The following is a 21,913-nucleotide window of genomic DNA, read 5'->3' as shown; positions in this document are numbered from 1 at the left end:
GGAGATTGCTTCGTCGCTACGCTCCTCGCAATGACGGCAAGAGGCAAATCTCTAGACCACCTGATGCAACAGCGCTTCGCCTGCCCCAAGCCGACGGCAATTTTCATGCGCGACCGACAGGCTGCGCACGAGCGTTTCGGGGGTCAGCCAGGCGATATGCGGCGCGAGCACGGCGTTCGGCAGGCCGAGCAGCGGGTTGCCGCGCGGCAGCGGCTCTTCGGCGAACACGTCGAGCCCGGCGCCGCGCAGATGGCCCGACGCAAGCGCCTCGACCAGCCGCTCCTGATCGACGAGCTCGCCGCGCGCGGTATTCACCAGCACCGCGCCTTTCTTCATCGCAAACGGATCGATGGCGCCGCGCGTCTCGTCGGTGAGGGGGATGTGGAGCGAGACGATATCGCTCTCCGCCAGCAGGCGATCGAGCGGCCAAAATTCGTAGGGCAAATCGCGTGCGCTCCGCGCGGTATAGACGACCCGCGCCCCCAGCGCGGCGAGCACCGGCGCCAGCAACTGCGCCGAATGGCCGAAACCGACGAGCCCGACGGTGCGCCCCGCCACCTCGCCGACGCTGTCGAGTTCGGACGGGTCGGCGGTCCATCCTTCCCCGGCCCGCGTCCGCGCGTCGAAGAAGCAGGTGCGGCGCAGCACCGCCATCATCAGCGACAGCGCCATTTCGGCAACCGCCTGGCTGTTGGTGCCGGGCATGTTGCACACCGCGACCTCATGCTCGCGCGCCGCATCGAGCGCGATGGTGTTGACCCCGACGCCGAGCTTTTGGATCAGCTTGAGCTTTGGCGCCGAGGCGATGAAGTCGGCCGTGACCGGGGTCAGCACATGGAGCAGCGCGGTGATCTCGCCCGCGACCTCGTCCAGCGGCGCTGCCTCGTCGACATGGACGACGACGCCGGGGCCGAAGATCGCGTCGACCGCCTCGCGGAAACCGGGGCTGGGACGGGCGTGGAGAACGATCATGCCGCGACGGTTCCGATCGGCGCGGCAAAGGCCGAGAAGCCGGCAAACTCGGCATCGGCGCCCATCGTCTCCTCGATCCGCAGCATCTCGTTCCACTTCGCCATCCGCTCCGAGCGAGTGAAGCTGCCGACCTTCAATTGCCCCGCGTCCCAGCCGGTGGCGAGGTGCGCGATGGTGACATCCTCGCTCTCGCCCGAGCGCGCCGAGACGATCGCGCCCCAGCCGCACGCCACCGCGGCGTCGAGCGCCGCCTTCGCCTCGGTGACGGTGCCGACCTGATTGACCTTGATCAGCGCCGCGTTGCACACCGCCGCCTCGCCTGCCCGTTCGACCCGCTCGGCATTGGTGACGAGCACGTCGTCGCCGATGATCTGCACCCGTTCGCCGATCGCCGCGGTAACCGCCGCCATCGCCGTCCAGTCGTCCTGACCCGCCGGGTCCTCGATCGACAGGATCGGATAGCGCTTCGCCCATTCGACGATGCGCGTCGCCATCTGCTCGCTGGTCAGGCGGCCGTCGTCGAGCGCGAGGCTGTAGCCCGAGGCGTCGCCGAGTTCGTTCGCCGCGATGTCGAGCGAGATGAACACCTCCTCGCCCGCGCGGTGCCCGCTCGCCTCGATCGCTTTGGTCAGCGTATCCAGCGCATCCTCGTTCGAGGCGAAATTCGGCCACCAGCCGCCCTCGTCGGCGACCCCCGACAGCGGCCCCTTGGCTTCCATCAATTTGCCCGCGGCGCGATAGACATCGTCGGTGATTTCGAGCGCGCGGCGAAAGCTGCCCGCCTTCGGGCACATGACCATGAAATCCTGCACATCGGTGCGCCGCCCGGCGTGCGCGCCGCCGCCGAAAATCTGGATTTCGGGGAGCGGCACGCGCACTTTGCGTCCCTCCGCGAGATAGCGCCATAGCGGCTCGCGGGCGTCCGCAGCAGCGGCGTGGAGCACCGCCATCGACACCGCGACGACCGCATTCGCGCCGAGCCGCGCCTTGTTCGGCGTATTGTCGAGCGCACAGAGCGCGGCGTCGACCGCCGCCTGTTCGCGCGCGTCCATCCCGGCGATCGCGCGCGCGATCTCCGACCCGATCCCGGCGACCGCGCGATTGACGCCATAGCCGCCGAACGCCTCGCCACCGTCGCGGAGGTCAATCGCCTCATGCGCGCCGCGCGAGGCGCCCGCGGGCGCGATGGCGCGGCCGACCGCGCCCGATTCGAGCACGACCTCGGCCTCAACCGTGGGCCGCCCGCGCGAATCCCAGAGCTGGCGGCCGGTAACGGAAGCGATGCGCGAAGTCATGGAAGAGTCCTTTGCCAATGGGAAACGAGCGCGTCGAGCGGCGTCGGCCTGCGCAGCAGCGCGCGCGCCTGATCGCGCACGATGCGCCGATGATCGGGGTCGGTCAGATAAGGGGCGGGCGACTTGCCCTCGACGCGCGCGAGCAGCAGCGCGGCGGTCAGCTTGCCCGCGCGGAGCAGCAGGTCGGCAGCGTCTTCCCAGTCGATGCCGGCACGATAGGCTTCAACAAGCGCCGCCGCCGACTGCCCAAGCCGTTCGTCGCCCAACCACACCGCCTTGAGCAGCAGATGGGTGGTGCAGAATGCCAGATCGAAAGCGGGGTCGCCGTAAACCGCACATTCGGCATCGAGGAAGACCGGACCGTCGTCGCTGACGAGGATATTCTTGGGGCTGACGTCGCCGTGGACGAGCGCAACCTTGCGCGACGTGAGGTCGTCGGCGAGCGTATAAAGCGCCGGTGCGAGTTCGGCATCCTTCTGCGCGACGAACAGCAGGAAGGGATCGACGCGCAGCGCCCGGAACATCGCGTCGGTGGGAAAGGCGTCGCGATCGGCGGGGCTGTTCGCGGTCGCGGCGTGCACCGCGGCGATCGACCGGCCGACCGCGCCCGCGAAATCGACGTCGACGCGCCCCGCGGTCAGTTCGTCCTTCCACACCGGGCAGCCGGGCACGAAGCGCATCGCGAAGGCGTGCCCGACCGGCAGCTCGGCGAGCACCTCGGGCGCGATGCGCGCGTCGACGCCGCGCGCGCGCCGCAGCCAGCGCACTTCGCTCTGCCCGCGCTCGACCGGCGCGTGCCATTCGGCGGCGACGCGCAATTGTTCGAGCGGGCGCTTGACGACGATCGGCCCGGTCGGCGTCTCGACCTTCCACACATCGCACGACACGCCGCCGGTCAGCGGCTCGAGGACGACCTCGCCCTCGCCGACCAGACCGGCGTCGCGCAGCCCTGCAACAATCTCGGCATCCGCCGTCACGTCAGAGCTTCTCCCGAATCCACGCGCCAACTAGATCGGCGGCATGTTGGCGCTCTTCGATCGAATCCTCGAAATAATGCGCGCCCTTGATCAGTTCGATCTTCTTGTCTTTCGACCCCAGGAAGTCGAATATTTTCCGTGCGTCGCTTGGAAAGACGCCGGTGTCGGCGGTTCCCTGAACGACCAGCGCGGGCGTGTCGTGCTTGGCAAGATGCGGCTGGCCCTGACACGGCGAGGTTTCGAGGCTCCACATGTTGAGCCACGTCTTGATCGTGTTGGCGCGCCCGATGCTCGGCGTGCGGTTGGCGATCGCGGGGTCGCCGCGATAGCACCAGTTGGGCTTGCGGTCCGACGGGTCGATCGAGGGATCGACGCAGCGGATGTCGCCCCAGCAGCGGAACATCGGGAAGATGCGGTCGGGAATGCCCGCCGCGTTCAGGCGCGCGAGCTCGGCTTTCGCCCAATCGGTGATGCGCTGATTGCGCGCGCGTTGGGCAGCACGATATTTCGTAATAAACGCTTCAGAATAGGGCGGTCCGTTGTCGGGGTTGAACGGGTCGAGTTCGGGATCGGTCAGCGTCGGGTCATTCTCGTCGATCACCGACGCGTCCATCCAGTCGGTCAGCACTTCGGGGCGCCCCTGATGCGCGTTGAAGCTGATATAGAGGTCGCCCTTGATGATCTGGGCGAGCGCATCCTGCCCGACCGAAGGCAGCCGGTCGGTCAGCGTCGGCGCGATCGCCTCGGCCTGATAGGCACCCATCAGCGAGCCGCCGCCCGAATTGCCGAGAATGACGATCTGCTCGACCCCGGCCTCCTCCTTCAGCCATTTCATGCCGACGCCGATGTCGAGCACTGCATGTTCGAGGAGAAACTGATCCTCGACCCCGCGATAGCGCGTGTTCCAGCCGAGAAAGCCGAAGCCCTGCCGCGCGAAATAGGGGGCGATATAATGTTCGGAGAAATCGACGTTGTAATGGGTGGCGATGATCGCGACCTTCGGCCGCTTGCCCGCCTCGGTCCAATAAATGCCCTGGCACGGATGCCCACCCGCCTGGATACGCGGCGCCGTCGGCGACACCAGTCCGATGAATTGCGCGTCCAGTCCTTCGATCCCGTTCGGGTCCACCATCATCGTCTCTCCTGATATGAAGTTTGTCAGCGGGTCACTTCGAAAGGCAGCGTGTAACCGTCGAGCCCGGCGCGGATCGCCTTCTTGTCGATCTTGCCGGTCGGGCCGAGCGGGATGCTGTCGACGAACAGCACGTCGTCGGGCATCCACCATTTGGCGATCTTGCCGTCGAGATAGGCCTTGAGGTCATCGGCGGACGCACTCGCGCCGGGTTTCAGCTCGCACAGCAGGATCGGCCGCTCGTCCCATTTGGGGTGTGCGATGCCGACGACCGCCGCGTTGGCGACCGCGTCATGCCCCATCGCGATATTCTCGATCTCGATCGAGCTGATCCACTCGCCGCCCGACTTCACCACATCCTTGGCGCGGTCGGTGATCTGCATATAGCCTTCGGCGTCGATCGTGCTGACGTCGCCGGTGTCGAAGAAACCTTCGGCGTCGAGCACGTCGCCGCCTTCGCCCCCGAAATAACCGCGCGCGATCGTGGGCCCCTTGATCATCAGCCGTCCGGGCGTCCTGCCGTCGTGCGGCAAACGGTTCCCGGCGTCATCGACCAGCTTCATCTCCAGCCCGCAGAGCAGCCGGCCCTGTTTGAGCTTATATGCCATCTGCTCGTCGTCGGACTTCGCCGCGACCGACGCATTGGGCACCGACACCGTGCCGAGCGGCGAGGTTTCAGTCATACCCCAGCCCTGGATGACGTCGACGCCATAATCGTCGCGAAAGGTGCGAATCAGCGATTCGGGACACGCCGAGCCGCCGATGGTGACACGTTCCAGCGTCGTGAAACGCTTGCCATTCTCCTGCATATAGGTGAGCAGCATCTGCCACACCGTCGGCACCGCGGCGGAATAAGTGACGCCTTCTTCCTCGATCAGATGATAGATCGATTCGCCGTCCATCCGCTGCCCCGGCAGCACCAGCTTCGCGCCGACCGCGGGCGCCGAATAGACGACGCCCCAGGCATTGGCATGATACATCGGCACCACAAGCAGCACCGTATCGCGCGCCGACAGCGCCAGCGCATCGCGCTGCAAGGTCATCAGCGCATGGATGTAATTGGAGCGGTGCGAATAAAGCACGCCCTTGGGATTGCCGGTCGTCCCGCTGGTATAGCAGAGCCCGCAGGCGGCATTCTCGTCGAACCCGCCCCATGCATAATCGGCCGGATGATCCGCGATCCAGTCGTCGAACGCGATCGCATCGAAACTGGTCTTCGGCAGCGAAGCCGCGTCGCAGAAGAAAATCACTTTTTCGATCGACGGCACCTGCGGCAACAGTTCCTCGACGAGGTCGGCAATCGCCGGATCGGCGATCAGCAGCCGGTCGCCGGCATGATTGGCGATATAGGCGATCTGTTCGAGAAACAGCCGCGGGTTGAGCGTATGAAGCACGATCCCCATGCCCGCCGCGCCGTACCAGGCGGCAAGGTGGCGCGCGCTGTTCCAGCCCATCGTCGCGATGCGGTCTCCCGCCTTCATTCCCGCCGCCGCGAGCGCGTTCGACACCCGCTTGGCATCGTCACGGATGTCGGCATAGGTCGCCCGCGTGACCCGACCCTCGGCATCGCGCGACACCACCTCGCGCGCGCCGTGCCACGCCGCCGCATGGTCGATGATCCGGTCGACCGTCAACGGCACATTCTGCATCAAACCGTCCATGCGGCGTGTGACTCCCTCATCTCCAAAAGGATAGTATACTAAGTATTTTGCTTTGGCAACGCCGCCCTGCCTTGCCTCGCGTCTCCCGCTCTTCTAGCGTGACCCCGTCGGCGCCCGCCGGCAACAGGGGTATATCGTCAGCGTCTCATGCGCACCAATCAGCTTATCATCGCTCTGTTCCAGCGCTTCTGCTGGCTCGACGAAGGCCTTCAGTCGCGGCTTCACGATCGTGGGTGGCCCGACGTCAGCCGGCCGCAATCGATGGTCATGACCAATATCGTCAGCGGCATCGTGCGCCCGTCGGACATCGCCCGCAATCTGGGCGTATCGCGCCAGGCGATCCACAGCACGATCAATCAGATGGTGCGGCTCGGCATGGTCGAACTTGCCCCCGACCCCGACGACCGGCGGCACATGGTCGTGTCGCTGACCCCGACGGGCGCGCGGATGCGGCAGGATGCGCAGCACGCAATGGACGCGCTGTCCGATCAGCTCGCCGAGCGACTCGGCCACGAACGGTTCGACGCATTGCTCGCGACGCTCGAGGCCGACTGGGGCGACAATATCGAGCGCAAGAGCTAGACGGCGAGGGCCTTTGCCACCGCGACCAGCCGCGCCGCAGTCATGCCGACCAGCGTCGCGGGCAGCGCTTCGACGAGGTTGCCGTCGGCGTCGAAGGCGGCGTGGGCGTTCGGTATCAGCACCTGTTCGGGGATGACCAATGTCTGGATCGTCGACAGGATCTGGCGCAGGTGCATCAGGCCGCGCAGCCCGCCAAACGGGCTGATCGACGCCGCCATGACCGCGCTCGCTTTCCCGCGATAGGCGCTGAGCGCAACGAGCGATTCGCCGCCGGTCGGGCGCGACGCCCAGTCGATGGCGTTCTTGAGCAAGGGCGATACCGAGCCATTATATTCGGGCGACACGAACAGCAGGCCGTCCTGCGCCGCGAAGAGCTGCTTCAGCCGTTCGGCATCGGCGGGGAAAGCCCCGGCTTCGCGTGCCGCCGAATAAAGCGGCAGATCGAAATCGGCGAGATCGATGTCGGCGACGGTGGCGCCTTCCGCCTCCAGCGCCCCGACAGCGAGCTTTCCGAGCATCCGGTTGAACGACCCCTCGCGCGTGCTTCCGACGACAACCGCAATCTTGGTCAATTTTCCCTCCCGATAAAATGATTAGAATACTAATCTATTTCAGGAAGGAACCGCAACCGCTTTTGACGTAGCGGTCAGGCCTTGATGTCCGACAGCGTCGACAGCTTGGCGGTTTCGTCGGCCAGATTCTCGACGACGCGCCGCATCAGAAGCCGTAGCGTCTCGACCTCCTCGTCGGTCATGCCGCGGGTCGCGACCTTGTGCACTTCGGCATTCAGCGGCGCGAGAATCAGTTCGAGCTTCTTGGCGTGCGGCGTCAGATAGATGAAGGTCTTGCGCCGATCCTCCGCCGTCTTGGTGCGCGTTATGAAGCCCGCCTTTTCGAGCCCCTTGAGCGCCACCACCGTCGTCGGTTCGCGCATCCCCACCCGTTCGCTGAGTTCGCGCTGGGTGATGCCGTCCTCGCGCCAAAGCTGGCGCAGGAAACGCCATTGCCCCGCCGACACGTCATAGGCCAGCGTGCTGCGTTCGAGCAGGCGCGAAAAGGATCGGAAAACGATGCGCGCGAGATAGCCGATGCTGTTTTCCGGGTTGGTGTAATATTCCGCCGGATACCGGAAAGACTGGTTCTTCTTGGTCAAAGACTGTCCCCTTCGTGCGAACCTTAGGGGTCTATGATTCGCGCGGCAATAGCCAGGGCGCCCCGATAATATTGGACAAGAGCGCTCTCACCATATACTTAGAATACTAAGTTATAGAAAGAGATTCGTGGAAAAATTCACCCGGCTGACGGCGGCGGCCGCGCCGCTGCCGCTCGCCAATGTCGATACCGACATGATCATTCCCGCGCGCTTCATGAAGGCGCTGTCGCGCAGCGGCCTCGGCAGACACGCTTTCCAGGAACTTCGCTATGCGTCGGACGGCACCGAGCGCGCGACCTTCATCCTGAACGCCGCCCCATGCCGGAATGCCCAAATCCTGATCGCCGACCGGAATTTCGGCTGCGGATCGTCGCGCGAACATGCGGTGTGGGCGCTCGCCGATTTCGGCATCCGCTGCATCATCGCGCCAAGCTTCGGCGACATCTTCTCGAACAATGCGCGCAAGAACGGGCTGCTGTTGATCCGGCTGCCCGACGCAATATGCGAACGGCTGCGCGAAGCGGTCGCGCTCGCGCTCGCGCTCGCGCAATTTGCGCCGATGACCGTCGATCTCATCGAGCAGCGGATCACGCTCGCATCGGGTGAGAGCATCGCGTTCGACATCGATCCGCACGACCGGCGGACGCTGATCGAGGGACTCGACGACATCGCGCGGACGATGCGGCACGAAGCCGCGATCGCGCGGTTCGAGGCGATCGCCTAGCCGAGACTTGCGGGGTCGGCGATGCATCCCGCGATCGCGCTCGCGGCGGCGAGTGCCGGGCTCATCAGATGCGTGCGCCCGCCGCGCCCCTGGCGGTTCTCGAAATTGCGGTTCGAGGTTGCGGCACAGCGTTCGCCGGGTTGCAGCCGGTCGGGATTCATGCCGACGCACATCGAGCATCCGGGCTCACGCCAGTCGAAACCCGCCGCGCGCAGCACGGCGTCGATCCCCTCCGCCTCGGCCGCGCGCTTCACCAGCCCCGACCCCGGCACGACCATTGCGCGAACATGCGGCGCGACGCGGCGCCCACGCACAATGCCCGCGACGACCCGCAGATCCTCGATCCGGCTATTGGTGCAACTGCCGATGAACACCCGGTCTAGCCGCGTCCCGGCGATCGGCTGCCCCGGCGCCAGCGCCATATAGGCGAGCGCGCGCTCGGCAGCGTCGCGCGCATCGCCGTTCGGCAGACCGGCGGGGTCGGGAATCCGTCCGTCGATACCGATCACCTGCGACGGGTTCGTGCCCCAGCTCACCATCGGCGCCACATCGGCGGCATCGACCCGTATTTCGCGGTCGAAAACGGCCGTGGCGTCGCTGGGGAGCGCCCGCCAGCGCGCCAGCGCCGCCGTCCACACATCGCCCGCCGGCGCCGCCGCACGCCCTTCGAGATAGGCGAAGGTCGTCGTGTCGGGCGCGACCAGCCCGGCCCGCGCACCCATCTCGATGCTGAGATTGCAGAGCGTCATCCGGCCTTCCATCGACAGTCCGCGCACCGCGCTTCCCGCATATTCGATGACATGCCCGGTCGCCCCGTCGACGCCGACCAGCCCGAGCAGATGCAGCGCCAGATCCTTGGCATGGACATGCGGCGCGAGATGCCCCTCGACGCTGATCCGCATATTGCGCGACTTGCGCTGACGGATCGTCTGCGTCGCCAGCACATGCTCGACCTCCGACGTACCGATCCCAAAGGCGAGCGCCCCGAACGCGCCGTGCGTCGAGGTGTGGCTGTCGCCGCAGACGATCGTCATGCCCGGCTGCGAGCGCCCCTGTTCGGGGCCCACGACATGGACGATGCCGCCGCGCGGATCGCCCATCGGAAAATTTTCGATCCCGAAACGACGCGTGTTGGCGACGAGCGCCTCGAGCTGCGCCCGCGCCTCGGCGTCGGCGACGCCGGCGGGACCCGCCACCTGCCCCGCCGTCGGGACATTGTGATCGGACAGCGCCAGCACGCGCTCGGGCCGCCGCACCGTCCGCCCGGTCGCCGCGAGGCCCGCAAAAGCCTGAGGCGAGGTCACCTCGTGGAGCAGGTGCAGGTCGATATAGAGCAAGGTCTCGCCGTCATCCTCGGCAACGGCATGGGCATCCCACAGCTTATCGTAGAGCGTGCGGGGACCGGGCGACGCCATCGCCCGGCCCGCCTTCGCGTTCGCCGTGTCGTCCATCGGCTCCATATTGCCCTTTCCGTCGATCGCATTTGCACCATTGCGCCCCGATCGCCATTTACTTAGAATACTAATTATATAGGCCGAACGCAGCGCGCGGGGCAAGGGGCGCGAGGGGAGACGCACGATTTTAGACAGAGGGCCGCTTCCGGCGACGCGCACCGCGGGCTTCGCGGCATGAATCCGATCTGGCTTCCCGCGTCCCTATTCGGCGGGCTTTTCCAGGCGTGGCGCACCGCGCTCCAGCAGCGGCTGCGCGCCGAGCTCAGCGTCAGCGGCGCCGGGTTCGTACGCTATCTTTATGGCCTGCCTTTTGCGGTGCTGTTCGCGGCCATCTGGCTCTGGACGCACCCCGTCACGCTGCCGGCGCCGAGCCCCGCCTTTCTGGGTTTCGCGCTGGTCGGCGCGGTCACGCAGATGGCGGGGACGATCCTGCTGATCCTCGCCTTCGGGCATCGCGGCTTCGTGGTCGGCACCGCCTTTTCCAAGACCGAGGCGATTCAGGCGGCGCTGGTGACCGCGCTCTTCTTCGGCGAGCGCCTGCCGCTGCTCGCCTGGGCGGGAATCGTCGCCGGCGTCGCGGGCGTGCTGGTGCTTGCGCTAAGCGGGCGCGGGATCACCGCACGCCAGATTCTCGCATCGCTGGGACAGCCCGCCGCACTCCATGGCCTGGGGGCAGGGTCGATGTTCGCCTTCGCGGCGGTCGCGATCAAATTCGCCACCGCCGAATTGCCGGGCCTCGACGTCGTCGCGTCGGCGCTCGTCACGCTGGTCATCGTGATGGCGATGCAAAGCCTCCTTCATCTCGCCTGGATCGTCGCGCGCGATCGCGACACGCTTCGCGCCGTCGGGCGAACATGGCGCTCGTCGAGCCAGGTCGGCCTGTTGTCGGCGCTTGGCTCGGCTTGCTGGTATACCGGCTTCGCCGCCGCCCCCGCCGCACTCGTGCGGGTCGTCGGGCAGGTCGAGGTCGTCTTCACCATCGGCTTCGCGCATTTCTATCTGCGCGAACCGGTTCGCTGGCAGGAGGCGGCGGGGCTGTTCCTGGTCGTCATCGGCGTGGTCCTGGCGCTTATCGCCACCCACTGACGCGGACGGCAGATCAAACCGCCGCGATATTTCCCCGGATGCCGTCGAAGCAGGCGGCGACGTGGCGAGCGTAAGGCAGGCCGCAATCGCGGATCACCAGCGCCTCCCCGTCCCACTCGATCACGCCCTTCTGCTCGAAATCCGACAGGGCGCCGCGGGCCGAAGCGATCTCGGCAGCATCCAGATGCGCCCGTCCGTTGCACAGCAGGTCGCGGATATGCGCGGCGCGACGCTGTTCCCCCGCATCGACGCGGACGCCTCGCATCGCCGCGAGCCGGCCTTCGCCGACGAGGTCGCGATAGGGGCCCGATTTTTTCTCGTTCTGGACGATCAGATCGGGAAATTTGCTGATCGCGCTGGCGCCGAAGCCGATGAGGACGGGGGCGTCGTCCTCGGTAAAGCCCTGGAAATTGCGGTTCACCCGCCCCTCGCGCGCCGCCACGGCGAGCGAATCGTCGGGACGCGCGAAATGGTCGAAGCCGACGGGAACATAGCCGGCGGCGGTCAGGCGCCGATAGCCAAGTTCGGCCTGCTCGAAGCGCAGCCGCTGGTCGGGCAGCCGGCTCGCGTCGATCCGCCGCTGGCGCGCGATCATCTGTGGCAGGTGGGCATAGCCGAAAAAGGCGATGCGGCTCGGCGCCAGCGCCAGCGCTTCGTCGATCGTCGCGTCGACATCGGCGAGGTCCTGCCCCGGAAGTCCGTACATCAGGTCGAAATTGATCGCGTCGATGTCGCGCAGGCGCAGCGCGGCGACGACGCGCTCGATATGCGACAGCGGCTGGATGCGCCCAATCGCCTGCTGGACGTGCGGCGCGAAGGTCTGGACGCCCAGGCTGACCCGCGTGACATGTGCCGCCGCGAGCACCAGCGCCCATTCGGACGAGAAGCCGCGCGGGTCGAGCTCGATCGAGACGTCGGGACGGTGCGCGTCGAAGACGGTGAGCAGCAGGTCGAGCAGCCGCACCAGCTCGACCGGCGCGATCGCGTTCGGGCTGCCGCCGCCGAAGGCGATGCGGCGAATGCGCCCGCGCCCGCCGAGCCGCTTCGCGACGAGCGCGATCTCCGACCGGAGCGCGGTCAGATAATCGTCGAGCCGCTGCTTGCGCCCGGCGCCGCCGGTGTTGCAGCCGCAATACCAGCAGATATTTTCGCAAAAGGGGATGTGGACATAGAGCGAGACCGGTGTCGCCGAATCCACCGCTTCGAGCGCGCGCGTATAATCGTCGGCACCGACGTCTTCGACGAACTCCATCGCGGTCGGATAGCTGGTGTAGCGCGGCACCGGCTTTGCGAGCAGATCGGGATGATAGGACCACATGCGGGCATCCTATGGGCAAACTTCCGCTACGACATTGACCGGGATCAACGGCGACAAATTCAGCAGCAGCCCTTCGGCCCCGCCCGTTTGCCGCGGCGGTCGCCGATCGCGTGGCAGGCTTTGGCGCAGTCGCGGCGCTGTTCGGGGTCGGCGGGGTCGCCGGGAACCATCATCCGGTGCGATGCGCCGCCGCACGCCGGGATCGTCAGCACGCGCGCGTCGGCCACAGGCGGCTGCATCAGCGCCGCCGCGCCCAGCATCAGGACGATAGACCGCACGGTCATGGCGTATCATCCTCTTCCTCTTCTTCGACAAAGATGCGGAGCGCGGCGCCGTCGAGATCGTCGAACTGCCCCCCACGCAGCGACCAAAAGAAGGCGGCAAGGCCGATCAGCCCGAGGCCGAGCGCGACCGGGATCAGGACGAGCAGCCCGTTCACCGCGCCGCGCCCTTCAGCCGCAGCGCATTGCCGACGACGATCAGCGACGATCCCGACATGGCGATGGCGGCGACCAGCGGCGTCACATACCCCATGAAGGCGAGCGGCACCGCGATGGCGTTATAGCCGATCGCGAGCATGAAATTCTGCCGCACGATCGTCTGCGTCCGCCGCGCGACGCGGATCGCCTGCACCACCGGCATCAGCCGGTCGCCGAGGAAGATGCAGTCGGCGGCATTCTTGCCCGCGTCGCTCGCCGAGCCCGGCGCGATCGAGGCGTGGCCCGCAGCGAGCGCGGGACCGTCGTTGAGCCCGTCGCCGATCATCAGCACCTTGTGCCCCGCCGCCGCCTGCCGCGCGATGGCGGCGAGCTTGTCCTGCGGGCTCATCCCGGTCTGGGCGGTGAGCCCGAGTTCGCGCGCGACCGGCGCGACGGCGGCGGCGCGGTCGCCCGACAATATGGTCGGCGCGACCCCCGCCTGTTCCAGCGCGGCGATCGTTTCGGCAGCATCGGGACGCAGCGCGTCGGCGAAGCGGACGGTGATCACCGGAACGCCGTCGACCGCCAGCTCGGTCGCAAGCGCGCTGTCGGCGGCGGGCTGCGCCGGGCGGCCGAGCGTCACCCGGTGCCCTTCCCACAAGGCCTCGACCCCGAAGCCGGGGGTCTCGCGGATCGCCTCGACCGCCACCGGCACGACGTCCATCGCCGTCAGATCGCGGGTCAGCGCTTCGCTGAGCGGATGGCGGCTGGCGCGCGCCAGTGCGAGCAGCAGCGCGCGGACGCTGCCGTCTGTCTCGGCCAGATTGGTCGCGACCGGGCGGCCGAGCGTCAGCGTTCCCGTCTTGTCGATCATCGCGCGGTCGACCTCGGCCAGCCGTTCGAGCGCCGATCCGTCCTTCACCAGCACCCCGACGCGCATCAGCGTGCCCGCCGCGACGATCTGCGCCGCGGGCACCGCGAGGCCGAGGGCGCAGGGACAGGTGATGATCAGCACCGCGACCGCGATCAGCAGGCTGTGGTGCCAGCCCGCGCCCGCGATCATCCATACGGCGAAGGCGAGCAGCGCCAGCGTGTGGACGGCGGGCGCATAGTAACGCGCCGCGCGGTCGGCGATGCGGACATAGCGCGACTTGCCCTGCGCCGCCTCGCCCATCAGCCGCGCGATGTCGGCGATCGCGGTGTCGGCGCCCGCCGCGGTCACCCGGACGCGGATCGGCGCCTCGACGTTCAGCGTCCCGGCGTGGACCGGATCGCCGAGCCTGACATCCTGCGGCGCGCTCTCGCCGGTCAGCAGCGACAGGTCGATCCGGCTGGCGCCGCCGATGATGACGCCGTCGGCCGACAGGCGCTCGCCCGCCGCGACGAGCATCACCATGCCGGGCTGAAGCGCGGTGGCGTCGATCCAGCGGCTCGTCTCGTCGGCACCGACGACCATCGCGCCGGTCCCCATGTTGCGGAGCAGCGCGGTCACTCCGCCGCGCGCGCGGTCGCGCATCACGCTGTCGAGCCAGCGGCCGCAAAGCAGGAAGAAGAGCAGCATCACCACGCCGTCGAAATAGGCGTGGGGGCCGTGCGTCGCGGTTTCGTATAGGCTGAGCGCGGTCGCGATCATCACGCCGATGCTGATCGGCACGTCCATGTTGGTCCGGCCGTGGCGCACCGCGCGCCACGCCGAGCGGAAGAAGCTGCGCCCGGCATAGGCCACCGTAGGCAGCGCGATCGCCGCCGACAGCCAGTGGAACAGGTCGCGCGTCGCGCCGCCCGCGCCCGACCAGACCGACACCGACAGCAGCATGATGTTCATCATCGCGAAGCCCGCGACCGCGACCGCGCGCAGCAGCGCGCGACTGTCGGACGCACCGCCGTCGACTTCGGCCGGGCCATCACCGATCGGATGCGCCTCGAACCCCAGCAGCGAAAAGGCGCCGATCAGCTCGGGCGTTTCGGCGTCGGGGGTGCAGGAGATATGCACGCGCTTTTCGGTGAAATTGACGCGCGCCGCCGCGATCCGCCGGTCGCGCACCAGCCCCTGCTCCAGCTTGGCGATGCAGCCCGCGCAGCGGATGTCGGGCACCGCGAAATCGCGCTCGACGAGCAGGGTGGCGGCCTCTGTCATTTGAGATCGATCCGGTAGCGCGCCTCATCGGTGCCGCGATGCACCGACAGGTCGAGCTGCCAGCGCCCGGCGGGCAGCGCATCGAGCGAGCGCAGCGTGCCGTCCGCCGCCGGGGCGAAGCGCATCGCGCGCGGGGGCGTCTGGCCGAGCGGGTGGCGAAGCGTCGCGACGATGCGCAGTCCCTCCACCGGGGCGCCGTCCTTGCGGACGGCCAGCCGAACGTGACGGCCCTCGTCGACCATCACGCTCTTGTCCCAGCCGAGCCGGTCCTGTGCGTCGGCGCGCGCGAGCCATTCGTTATAATGCTGGCTCGCGACATAGCTGTTGTCGACGACGGTGCCGCCGAAGGTCGACAGCGCGAAGCTCGCCATCACGATGTTGACGCTGATGACGACGCCGAAAAAGGCGATCAGGATCATCGCCGCGTGGCGCCCGGTGAAGGGCCTCGGCTCGCGCTTGTCGGTCATGGCTCGGTCCCCGGACGGTCGAACTGGATGGTCTCGCGGTCGCCGCGCGGATCGTCGTCGAGCGCGCGCACCGCGATGGTGAAATCCTGCCGCGCCGGTCCCGCGCCGGGGGCGACGACGAACAGCTTCGCGCTCGTCACGCTGTCGGGCGCCAGCGGCATCCGCAGGCTCTGCCCCGCGGTTTCGCGCGCGCCGTCCTCGGTCCACAGCCGGGCGCCCGGAAGGCCGCTCAGCGTCACCTCGACGTCACGCGGCCGCAGCTCCATGTTGCGCAGCTTCAGCGTGTAAGTGTTGCGGATCGCGCCGTCGGACAGCTGGACATAGAGCGGGCTGCGCTCGTGCTGGACGGCGAGGTCGAGCCGGGTGCGCTGGCCGAGGGTGAAGAGCATCGCAAGGCCGATCGCGCCCCACAGGCCGAAATAGATCAGGGTGCGCGGGCGGAAAAGCGTCTTGCGGATCGGCGGCGCGACCCCGCCCGCCTTTTCGGTGGCGGCGTCGTCGAGGGTGCAATAGTCGATCAGCCCGCGCGGCCGCCCGACCTGCGCCATCACGCTGTCGCAGGCGTCGATGCACAAGGCGCAGGTGATGCAGCCGATCTGCGGCCCCTCGCGGATGTCGATGCCGGTCGGGCAGACCGCGACGCACTGGTTGCAGTCGACGCAGTCGCCGAAGGCGCCGGGGTTCTTCTCGGCCTTCTTGACGCTGCCGCGCGGCTCGCCGCGCCAGTCCTTATAGGTGACGAGCAGCGACTTCTCGTCCATCATCGCGGTCTGGATGCGCGGCCAGGGGCACATATAGATGCACACCTGCTCGCGCAAGAAACCGCCGAGGACGAAAGTCGTCGCGGTCAGCACCGCCACGGTGACATAGGCGACCGGCGCCGCCTGCCCGGTCCAGAAATCGTGCGTCAGCGTCGGCGCGTCGGCGAAATACATGATCCACGCGCCGCCGGTCCAGAAGGCCACGGTCAGATAGATCGCATATTTGACCGTCCGCTTGGCAATCTTCTCCGCTGTCCACGGCCCGTTCGCGAGGCGGATCTGCGCGTTGCGGTCGCCGTCGATCAGCCGGTCGACATGCTGGAACAGGTCGGTCCACACCGTTTGCGGGCAGGCATAGCCGCACCACGCGCGCCCGACCGCGCTGGTGACGAGGAACAGCCCGATCCCCGCCATGATGAGCAGGCCCGCGACATAATAGAATTCATGCGGCCAGATTTCGATCTGGAACATGTAGAAGCGCCGGTTCGCGAGGTCGACGAGTACCGCCTGATCGGGCGCGTGTGGTCCGCGATCCCAGCGGATCCACGGCGTTCCGTAATAGATCGCCAGCGTGACCGCCATGATCGCCCATTTGAAGCGCCGGAAAGGGCCGTCGACCTTCTTGGGGTAGACGCCCTTGCGCGCCGCATAGAGCGAGCCATGCTCGCCGGTCAGGTCGTCAGGGCTGGCCATCGGCTCCCTGTCCTTCGACCGCCGGCGCCGGTGCCTTCTCGCCGCCGCCGAGCGAATAGACATAGGCGGCGAGCATCTTGATCGTCACCGGGTCGAGCCGGCTGTTCCAGCGCGGCATCACGCCGTTGCGCGGCTGGGTCACCGTCGCCGCGATGCTCGCGCGGTCGCCGCCATAGAGCCAGATGGCGTCGGTCAGCTTCGGCGCGCCGACCTCGCGCCCGCCGTTGCCGGCGGGGCCATGACACACCGCGCAATTCGCCTCGAACAGCACCGCGCCGCGCGCCGACGACGCGCTCGGCTTTTCCTGGTGGCTGATGACACGGACATGGCTGACGACATCGGCGATTTGCGCGGGTTCGAGGATGCCGTCGCGCCCGAAGGCGGGCATCTGGCTGGTCCGCGTCGCCGCATGATCGGGATTCCGGATGCCGTGGGTGATCGTATATTCGATCGTCGACAGGTCGCCGCCCCACAGCCAGTCGTCGTCAGTCAGGCTGGGATAGAGCTTCTTCACCCCCGCGCCGCCCGCGCCGTGGCACTGGACGCAATGGACGCGAAAGGCCGCCGCCCCGCCCTGCACCGCCGCCTGCATCAGTTCGGGCTTCGCGGGCAGGTCGGCGATCGGCGTTGCCGCGATCGCGTTCATCACCGGCGCCCGGCGCGCCGCGTCGGCCTGCATCTCCGCTTCGAGCTGGCCGCGGCTGCTCCAGCCGAGCACGCCCTCGGTCGCGCCGTGGATCATCGGCCAGGCGGGATAGAGGATGACATAGACGATGCCCCAGACGATCGTCGCATAGAGCGACCACAGCCACCAGCGCGGCATCGGCGTGTCGAGCTCCTCGATGCCGTCCCATTCGTGACCGGACGTGGCCGTTCCGGTCACTTCGTCGATGCGCTTATGATCGGCCATTATCGTCTTCCTTGAAGATCATGTTCGCGGCTTCGTCATGGTGACGGCGGGCGCCCTTGCGGAACGGCCAGGCGATGAAGAGGAGGAACATCGTCACCATGACGATCAGGCCCCAGCTATCGGCGAAATGCCGGACTTCGTCATAGGTCATCGCGCTGCTCCCGAATTCGTGTCGGGCGCATGCGCCTGTTCCTGCGGCGCCGCCTTCTCGACATCGACGAGCGTGCCGAGCATCTGGAGATAGGCGATCAGCGCGTCCATCTCGGTCACGCGGGCGGGATCGCCATCGAAATCGCGCACCTGCGCCTTGGGGTAGCGCTTGACGAGGTCACCGGCGCCCGCATTCGGGTCGGCCTGTGCGCGGATATCGTCGTTCGCCTTGGCGATGTCGGTCCTGGTATAGGGAACGCCGACGCGATAGAGCGCGGTCAGGTCGCGCGCCATGTCGCCCGCGCCCAGGTCGCGATCGGCGAGGAAGGCATAGCCGGGCATGATCGATTCGGGGACGACGCTGCGCGGGTCGATCAGATGCGCCTTGTGCCATTCGTCCGAATAGCGCCCGCCGACGCGCGCGAGATCGGGTCCGGTGCGCTTCGACCCCCATTGGAACGGGTGGTCGTACATGCTCTCCGCCGCCAGGCTATAGTGGCCATAGCGTTCGACCTCGTCGCGGAACGGACGGATCATCTGGCTGTGGCAGGTATAGCAGCCCTCGCGGATATAGATGTTGCGCCCCGCGAGTTCGAGCGGCGTATAGGGCCGCATCCCGTCGACCTTCTCGATCGTGTTGTCGATCCAGAACAAGGGCGCGATCTCGACGATGCCGCCGATCGCCACGGCGATCAGCGAAAAGAAGCCGAGCAGGCTGACGTTGCGTTCGAGCTTCTTGTGGCTGAAGCGCTTTTCGGCAGGTTGGGTCGCCATGGCCAAAGGCTCCTTATTCGGCGGGAACGGGCGCGAGCGGACGGTCCGCGGCGGCATTGTATGGAGTCTCGGTCATCGGCTTTTCCTCGCGAACCTTGCCCGCAAGCGTCGCCCAGACATTGTAGACGAGCAGCAGGAAGCCGGCGAGATACATCGCCCCGCCCGCGGCGCGGATCAGATACATCGGGTGCATCGCCGCGACGGTCTCGGCAAAGCTGTAGACGAGATAGCCGTCGGCGCCATATTCGCGCCACATCAGCCCCTGCATGATCCCCGCGACCCACATCGAGGCGGCGTAGAAGACGATCCCCAGCGTCGCGAGCCAGAAGTGCCAGTTGACCATGCGCAGCGAATAGAGGCGCGGACGCCCCCACAGGCGCGGCACCAGATAATAGACCGCGGCAAAGGTGATCATGCCGTTCCAGCCGAGCGCCCCGGCGTGGACGTGCGCGATCGTCCATTCGGTATAGTGGCTGAGGCTGTTGAACGCCTTGACCGACAGCATCGGCCCCTCGAAGGTCGCCATGCCGTAAAAGGCGAGCGCGACGACCATCATGCGGATGATCGGGTCGGTGCGGATCTTGTCCCACGCGCCGTTCAGCGTCATCAGCCCGTTGATCATGCCGCCCCAGCTCGGCATCCACAGGATGACCGAAAAGACCATGCCCAGCGTCTGCGCCCAGTCGGGCAGCGCGGTATAGTGCAGGTGGTGCGGCCCCGCCCAGATATAGAGGAAGATCAGCGACCAGAAGTGGAGGATCGACAGGCGATAGCTGTAGATCGGCCGCTCGGCCTGCTTGGGCACGAAATAATACATCATCGCGAGGAAGGGCACGGTCAGGAAGAAGGCGACCGCATTATGCCCGTACCACCATTGCGTCAGCGCATCCTGCACCCCGGCGAAGGCCGAATAACTCTTCGACCCGAAGATCGTCGCGGGCACCGACAGATTGTTGACGATGTGGAGCATCGCGATGGTGACGATGAAGCTGAGGTAGAACCAGTTGGCGACATAGATATGCGGCTCGCGGCGTTTGACGATCGTGCCGACGAAGACGATGAAATAGACGACCCAGACAATCGTCAGCCACAGGTCGACATACCATTCGGGCTCGGCATATTCGCGCGCCTCGGTGACGCCCATCAGATAGCCTGTGGCCGCGAGCACCAGAAAGAGCTGATAGCCCCAGAAGACGAAGCGGGCGGCGCCCGGAAAGGCCAGCCGCGCGCGGCAGGTGCGCTGGACGACGTAGAAGCTCGTCGCGATCAGCGCATTGCCGCCGAACGCAAAGACCACCGCGGACGTGTGCAGCGGGCGCAGCCGCCCGAAGCTGGTATATTCGATGCCGAGGTTGAGCGCCGGAAAAGCGAGCTGCAACGCGATATAGAGGCCGACCGCAAGCCCGGCGACGCCCCAGAAGATGGTGGCGATGACGCCCCAGCGCACCGGATCGTCGTCATAGACGCCCTCGTCGGGCGGCATCTTCAGGAGGCCGCGCGCGATTCCGCCATAATCTGCGGCCGAGAGGCGGCTCCACAGGACGATCAGGCAGGCGACCGCCACGATGACCATATGCACGGCAAAGGGCGTGTCGACCGCCAGCGCCGCAAAGACAAGCGCCAGCAGGGCAAGCCCCATCCAGCCGCCCGCCTTGAAAACCAGATCGTCCATATCATTTGCCCCTGTTCGGCGCGGCTCTTCATCGGACCGCATGGCTTTCGGCCGCCTTGGACTCGCGGCGGGGCGAAAACATTGACATGGATCAACCAACGCCTTGCGCTTCGTCAATGCGTTATGATGCGCGCGGGCGCAGATCGGCTCCGACAACAAAGGAGCCGATCATGAAACGCATCCCTCTCTCCTTCGCCGCGCTGTCCGCGCTCGCCCTGCTGCCGGGCCAGGCCGCCGCGAAAGCCGGCGATGTACGGGTCAAGCTGCTCGCGACGCTCGTCGCCCCCGACGGCAAGATCCGCGACGTCAAGACCGACCTGATCGGCCTGCCCGCGGGATCGCAGGCTAAGGCCAACGACAATGTCACCCCGACGATCGCGATCGAATATTTCGTCGCCGACCATGTCTCGCTCGAAACGATCGCTGGCGTCACCCAGCACGACGTCGATGGTCGCGGCGCGCTGGCCGGGGCGGAACTGGTCTCAAACGCGAAGATCGTGCCCGCTACGCTGACGGTCAAATATCATTTCGGCGAAGACGGCGGCGTGCAGCCCTATGTCGGCGCGGGTCCCAGCTATTTCATCTTCATCGACGAAAAGCCGGGCGCGGCGACGCGCGCGCTCGGCGCGACGCGGCAGAAGATGGGCGACAAGTTCGGCGTAGCGGTGCAGGCAGGGATCGACATTCCGGTGAACGACCGGGGGCTCTCCCTCTCCCTCGACGCCAAGCGCTATATCCTGCGCCCGACCGCGCATTGGTATGCCGGCACGACCGAAGTGCTGGCGACGAAACACCGGCTCGATCCCTGGGTGATCAGCGCCGGGGTCGGTTTCCGCTTTTAAATGGCTCCCCACTGGCGCCGATGGCCTGTCAGCCCGCCATGTCCTCCATCGCCGCGCGGTCGTTGATGACGATCTCGCGGCGCGAGGGCAGGTCGAGCAGGCCGTCGGCGCGCATTTTGGTGAGCTGGCGGCTCGTCGTCTCGATCGTCAGGCCCAATATGTCGGCGATCTGCTGACGACCGAACGGCAGTTCGAACCCGCTTCGCGTCCCGGCATCGCAGCCTTGCCCCGACAGTCGCTCGGACATTTCGAGCAGGAAGGAGGCGACCTTCTCCGACGCCGACTTGCGACCGAGCAGCATCATCCAGTGCCGCGCGCGGTCGAGTTCGTCGAGCGTGCGGCGCAGCAGCTTGTGCTGCAGATCGGGATGCGCGCTCGCGAATTCGTCGAAGCTCTTGCGGTTGAAGATGCAGACCTCGGCATCGGTCATCGCGGTTGCGCTGTAAGGGCTTTCCTTGCCGAACGGGCGGCCGATGAAATCGGAGGGAAAGACGATGCCGACGATCTGCTCGCGTCCGTCGGCGGCCGCCACGACCAGCTTGAGCACGCCGTCGAGGACATTGGCGACGACCGGCGCGTCGTCGCCTTCCCACAGCAAGGTGTGCCCCGCCTTCACCCGCTGGCGGCGGCCCAATTTTCCGAGCAGCGCCAATTCGTCGGCATCGAGGCTCGCGCAAATGGCCCGGTTGCGGACGACGCAGGATGCACAATCGGTCACCCATCCGCCATAGTCG

At 67.0% G+C, this 21,913-nt stretch carries 23 protein-coding genes; 4 read left to right on the top strand and 19 right to left on the bottom strand.

What is annotated here, in order from left to right; all coding sequences use genetic code 11:
* Positions 1-51: 51 nt before the first annotated feature.
* The 5 genes from VHO04_RS05870 to VHO04_RS05850 are packed head-to-tail and all read right to left on the bottom strand — an operon-like array spanning position 52 to position 6,037.
* Entirely contained in the window at positions 52-972 is a 921-nt protein-coding gene (locus VHO04_RS05870; protein WP_329627432.1) for an NAD(P)-dependent oxidoreductase, read from the bottom strand.
* Positions 969-2,267 carry a phosphopyruvate hydratase gene (eno, locus tag VHO04_RS05865; protein ID WP_329627431.1) on the bottom strand — a complete coding sequence of 433 codons (1,299 nt, stop codon included), beginning with the start codon at positions 2,265-2,267 and terminating at the stop codon, positions 969-971. The genes VHO04_RS05870 and eno overlap by 4 nt, the downstream gene beginning before the upstream one ends.
* A complete protein-coding gene (locus VHO04_RS05860) occupies positions 2,264-3,244 on the bottom strand; it encodes an aminoglycoside phosphotransferase family protein (protein WP_329627430.1) in 981 nt (326 codons plus the stop codon). Before VHO04_RS05860 ends, eno begins: the two co-directional genes overlap by 4 nt.
* Position 3,245: 1 nt before the next feature.
* Positions 3,246-4,379, bottom strand: a complete 1,134-nt coding sequence (locus VHO04_RS05855; RefSeq protein ID WP_329627429.1) for an alpha/beta hydrolase — start codon at positions 4,377-4,379, stop codon at positions 3,246-3,248.
* A 23-nt stretch (positions 4,380-4,402) separates the two neighbouring features.
* Positions 4,403-6,037: a long-chain-fatty-acid--CoA ligase gene (locus VHO04_RS05850; protein WP_329627428.1), complete on the bottom strand. Its 1,635-nt coding sequence runs from the start codon at positions 6,035-6,037 to the stop codon at positions 4,403-4,405.
* Positions 6,038-6,184: 147 nt separating this feature from the next.
* On the opposite strand from VHO04_RS05850, the gene VHO04_RS05845 reads away from it, so the two are divergent.
* On the top strand, positions 6,185-6,619 hold the full coding sequence (locus tag VHO04_RS05845; protein ID WP_329627427.1) for a MarR family winged helix-turn-helix transcriptional regulator: 435 nt from the start codon (positions 6,185-6,187) through the stop codon (positions 6,617-6,619).
* Here the strand turns inward: VHO04_RS05845 and VHO04_RS05840 are convergent.
* On the bottom strand, positions 6,616-7,191 hold the full coding sequence (locus tag VHO04_RS05840) for an NAD(P)H-dependent oxidoreductase (protein ID WP_329627426.1): 576 nt from the start codon (positions 7,189-7,191) through the stop codon (positions 6,616-6,618). The genes VHO04_RS05845 and VHO04_RS05840 overlap by 4 nt on opposite strands.
* Before the next feature lie 74 nt (positions 7,192-7,265).
* The gene (locus VHO04_RS05835; RefSeq protein WP_329627425.1) at positions 7,266-7,772 is read right to left on the bottom strand and encodes a MarR family transcriptional regulator; all 507 of its coding nucleotides are present in this window, start codon (positions 7,770-7,772) and stop codon (positions 7,266-7,268) included.
* A 127-nt stretch (positions 7,773-7,899) separates the two neighbouring features.
* Between VHO04_RS05835 and leuD the strand changes: the two genes are divergently transcribed.
* On the top strand, positions 7,900-8,496 hold the full coding sequence (gene leuD, locus VHO04_RS05830; RefSeq protein WP_329627424.1) for a 3-isopropylmalate dehydratase small subunit: 597 nt from the start codon (positions 7,900-7,902) through the stop codon (positions 8,494-8,496).
* Here the strand turns inward: leuD and leuC are convergent.
* Positions 8,493-9,947, bottom strand: a complete 1,455-nt coding sequence (gene leuC, locus VHO04_RS05825) for a 3-isopropylmalate dehydratase large subunit (RefSeq protein WP_414713083.1) — start codon at positions 9,945-9,947, stop codon at positions 8,493-8,495. The two genes, leuD and leuC, sit on opposite strands and share 4 nt — an antisense overlap.
* 177 nt (positions 9,948-10,124) lie before the next feature.
* Between leuC and VHO04_RS05820 the strand changes: the two genes are divergently transcribed.
* Positions 10,125-11,036, top strand: coding sequence for a DMT family transporter (locus VHO04_RS05820; RefSeq protein WP_329627423.1), 912 nt, complete (start codon positions 10,125-10,127; stop codon positions 11,034-11,036).
* A 13-nt stretch (positions 11,037-11,049) separates the two neighbouring features.
* Here the strand turns inward: VHO04_RS05820 and hemN are convergent, their stop codons facing one another.
* The 10 genes from hemN to ccoN are packed head-to-tail and all read right to left on the bottom strand — an operon-like array spanning position 11,050 to position 20,337.
* Positions 11,050-12,354, bottom strand: a complete 1,305-nt coding sequence (gene hemN / locus VHO04_RS05815; RefSeq protein ID WP_329627422.1) for an oxygen-independent coproporphyrinogen III oxidase — start codon at positions 12,352-12,354, stop codon at positions 11,050-11,052.
* A 59-nt stretch (positions 12,355-12,413) separates the two neighbouring features.
* Positions 12,414-12,638 carry a hypothetical protein gene (locus VHO04_RS05810; RefSeq protein ID WP_329627421.1) on the bottom strand — a complete coding sequence of 75 codons (225 nt, stop codon included), beginning with the start codon at positions 12,636-12,638 and terminating at the stop codon, positions 12,414-12,416.
* Positions 12,635-12,793 carry a cbb3-type cytochrome oxidase assembly protein CcoS gene (ccoS, locus tag VHO04_RS05805; RefSeq protein WP_297662349.1) on the bottom strand — a complete coding sequence of 53 codons (159 nt, stop codon included), beginning with the start codon at positions 12,791-12,793 and terminating at the stop codon, positions 12,635-12,637. Before ccoS ends, VHO04_RS05810 begins: the two co-directional genes overlap by 4 nt.
* On the bottom strand, positions 12,790-14,910 hold the full coding sequence (locus VHO04_RS05800) for a heavy metal translocating P-type ATPase (protein ID WP_329627420.1): 2,121 nt from the start codon (positions 14,908-14,910) through the stop codon (positions 12,790-12,792). The genes ccoS and VHO04_RS05800 overlap by 4 nt, the downstream gene beginning before the upstream one ends.
* Positions 14,907-15,377, bottom strand: a complete 471-nt coding sequence (locus VHO04_RS05795; protein ID WP_329627419.1) for a FixH family protein — start codon at positions 15,375-15,377, stop codon at positions 14,907-14,909. The genes VHO04_RS05800 and VHO04_RS05795 overlap by 4 nt, the downstream gene beginning before the upstream one ends.
* Positions 15,374-16,831: a cytochrome c oxidase accessory protein CcoG gene (gene ccoG, locus VHO04_RS05790; protein WP_329627418.1), complete on the bottom strand. Its 1,458-nt coding sequence runs from the start codon at positions 16,829-16,831 to the stop codon at positions 15,374-15,376. Before ccoG ends, VHO04_RS05795 begins: the two co-directional genes overlap by 4 nt.
* Positions 16,818-17,741, bottom strand: coding sequence for a cytochrome-c oxidase, cbb3-type subunit III (ccoP, locus tag VHO04_RS05785; RefSeq protein WP_329627417.1), 924 nt, complete (start codon positions 17,739-17,741; stop codon positions 16,818-16,820). Before ccoP ends, ccoG begins: the two co-directional genes overlap by 14 nt.
* Positions 17,728-17,892 carry a cbb3-type cytochrome c oxidase subunit 3 gene (locus VHO04_RS05780; RefSeq protein ID WP_329627416.1) on the bottom strand — a complete coding sequence of 55 codons (165 nt, stop codon included), beginning with the start codon at positions 17,890-17,892 and terminating at the stop codon, positions 17,728-17,730. The genes ccoP and VHO04_RS05780 overlap by 14 nt, the downstream gene beginning before the upstream one ends.
* On the bottom strand, positions 17,889-18,665 hold the full coding sequence (gene ccoO / locus VHO04_RS05775; RefSeq protein ID WP_329627415.1) for a cytochrome-c oxidase, cbb3-type subunit II: 777 nt from the start codon (positions 18,663-18,665) through the stop codon (positions 17,889-17,891). The genes VHO04_RS05780 and ccoO overlap by 4 nt, the downstream gene beginning before the upstream one ends.
* A gap of 13 nt (positions 18,666-18,678) precedes the next feature.
* Positions 18,679-20,337: a cytochrome-c oxidase, cbb3-type subunit I gene (gene ccoN, locus VHO04_RS05770; protein ID WP_329627414.1), complete on the bottom strand. Its 1,659-nt coding sequence runs from the start codon at positions 20,335-20,337 to the stop codon at positions 18,679-18,681.
* A 170-nt stretch (positions 20,338-20,507) separates the two neighbouring features.
* Here ccoN and VHO04_RS05765 point away from each other — a divergent pair, with 170 nt between their 5' ends.
* Positions 20,508-21,179, top strand: coding sequence for an OmpW/AlkL family protein (locus tag VHO04_RS05765; RefSeq protein ID WP_329627413.1), 672 nt, complete (start codon positions 20,508-20,510; stop codon positions 21,177-21,179).
* A gap of 28 nt (positions 21,180-21,207) precedes the next feature.
* Here the strand turns inward: VHO04_RS05765 and VHO04_RS05760 are convergent, their stop codons facing one another.
* Positions 21,208-21,897 (bottom strand): Crp/Fnr family transcriptional regulator, encoded by a 690-nt coding sequence (locus tag VHO04_RS05760; protein ID WP_257551256.1) that lies wholly within the window; start codon positions 21,895-21,897, stop codon positions 21,208-21,210.
* Positions 21,898-21,913: the final 16 nt, after the last annotated feature.

This window comes from Sphingopyxis sp., from assembly GCF_036261875.1.
Lineage (GTDB): Bacteria > Pseudomonadota > Alphaproteobacteria > Sphingomonadales > Sphingomonadaceae > Sphingopyxis.
The sequence above is the reverse complement of the archived record's forward strand: the minus strand, read 5'-3'. Positions and strand labels throughout refer to the sequence as shown.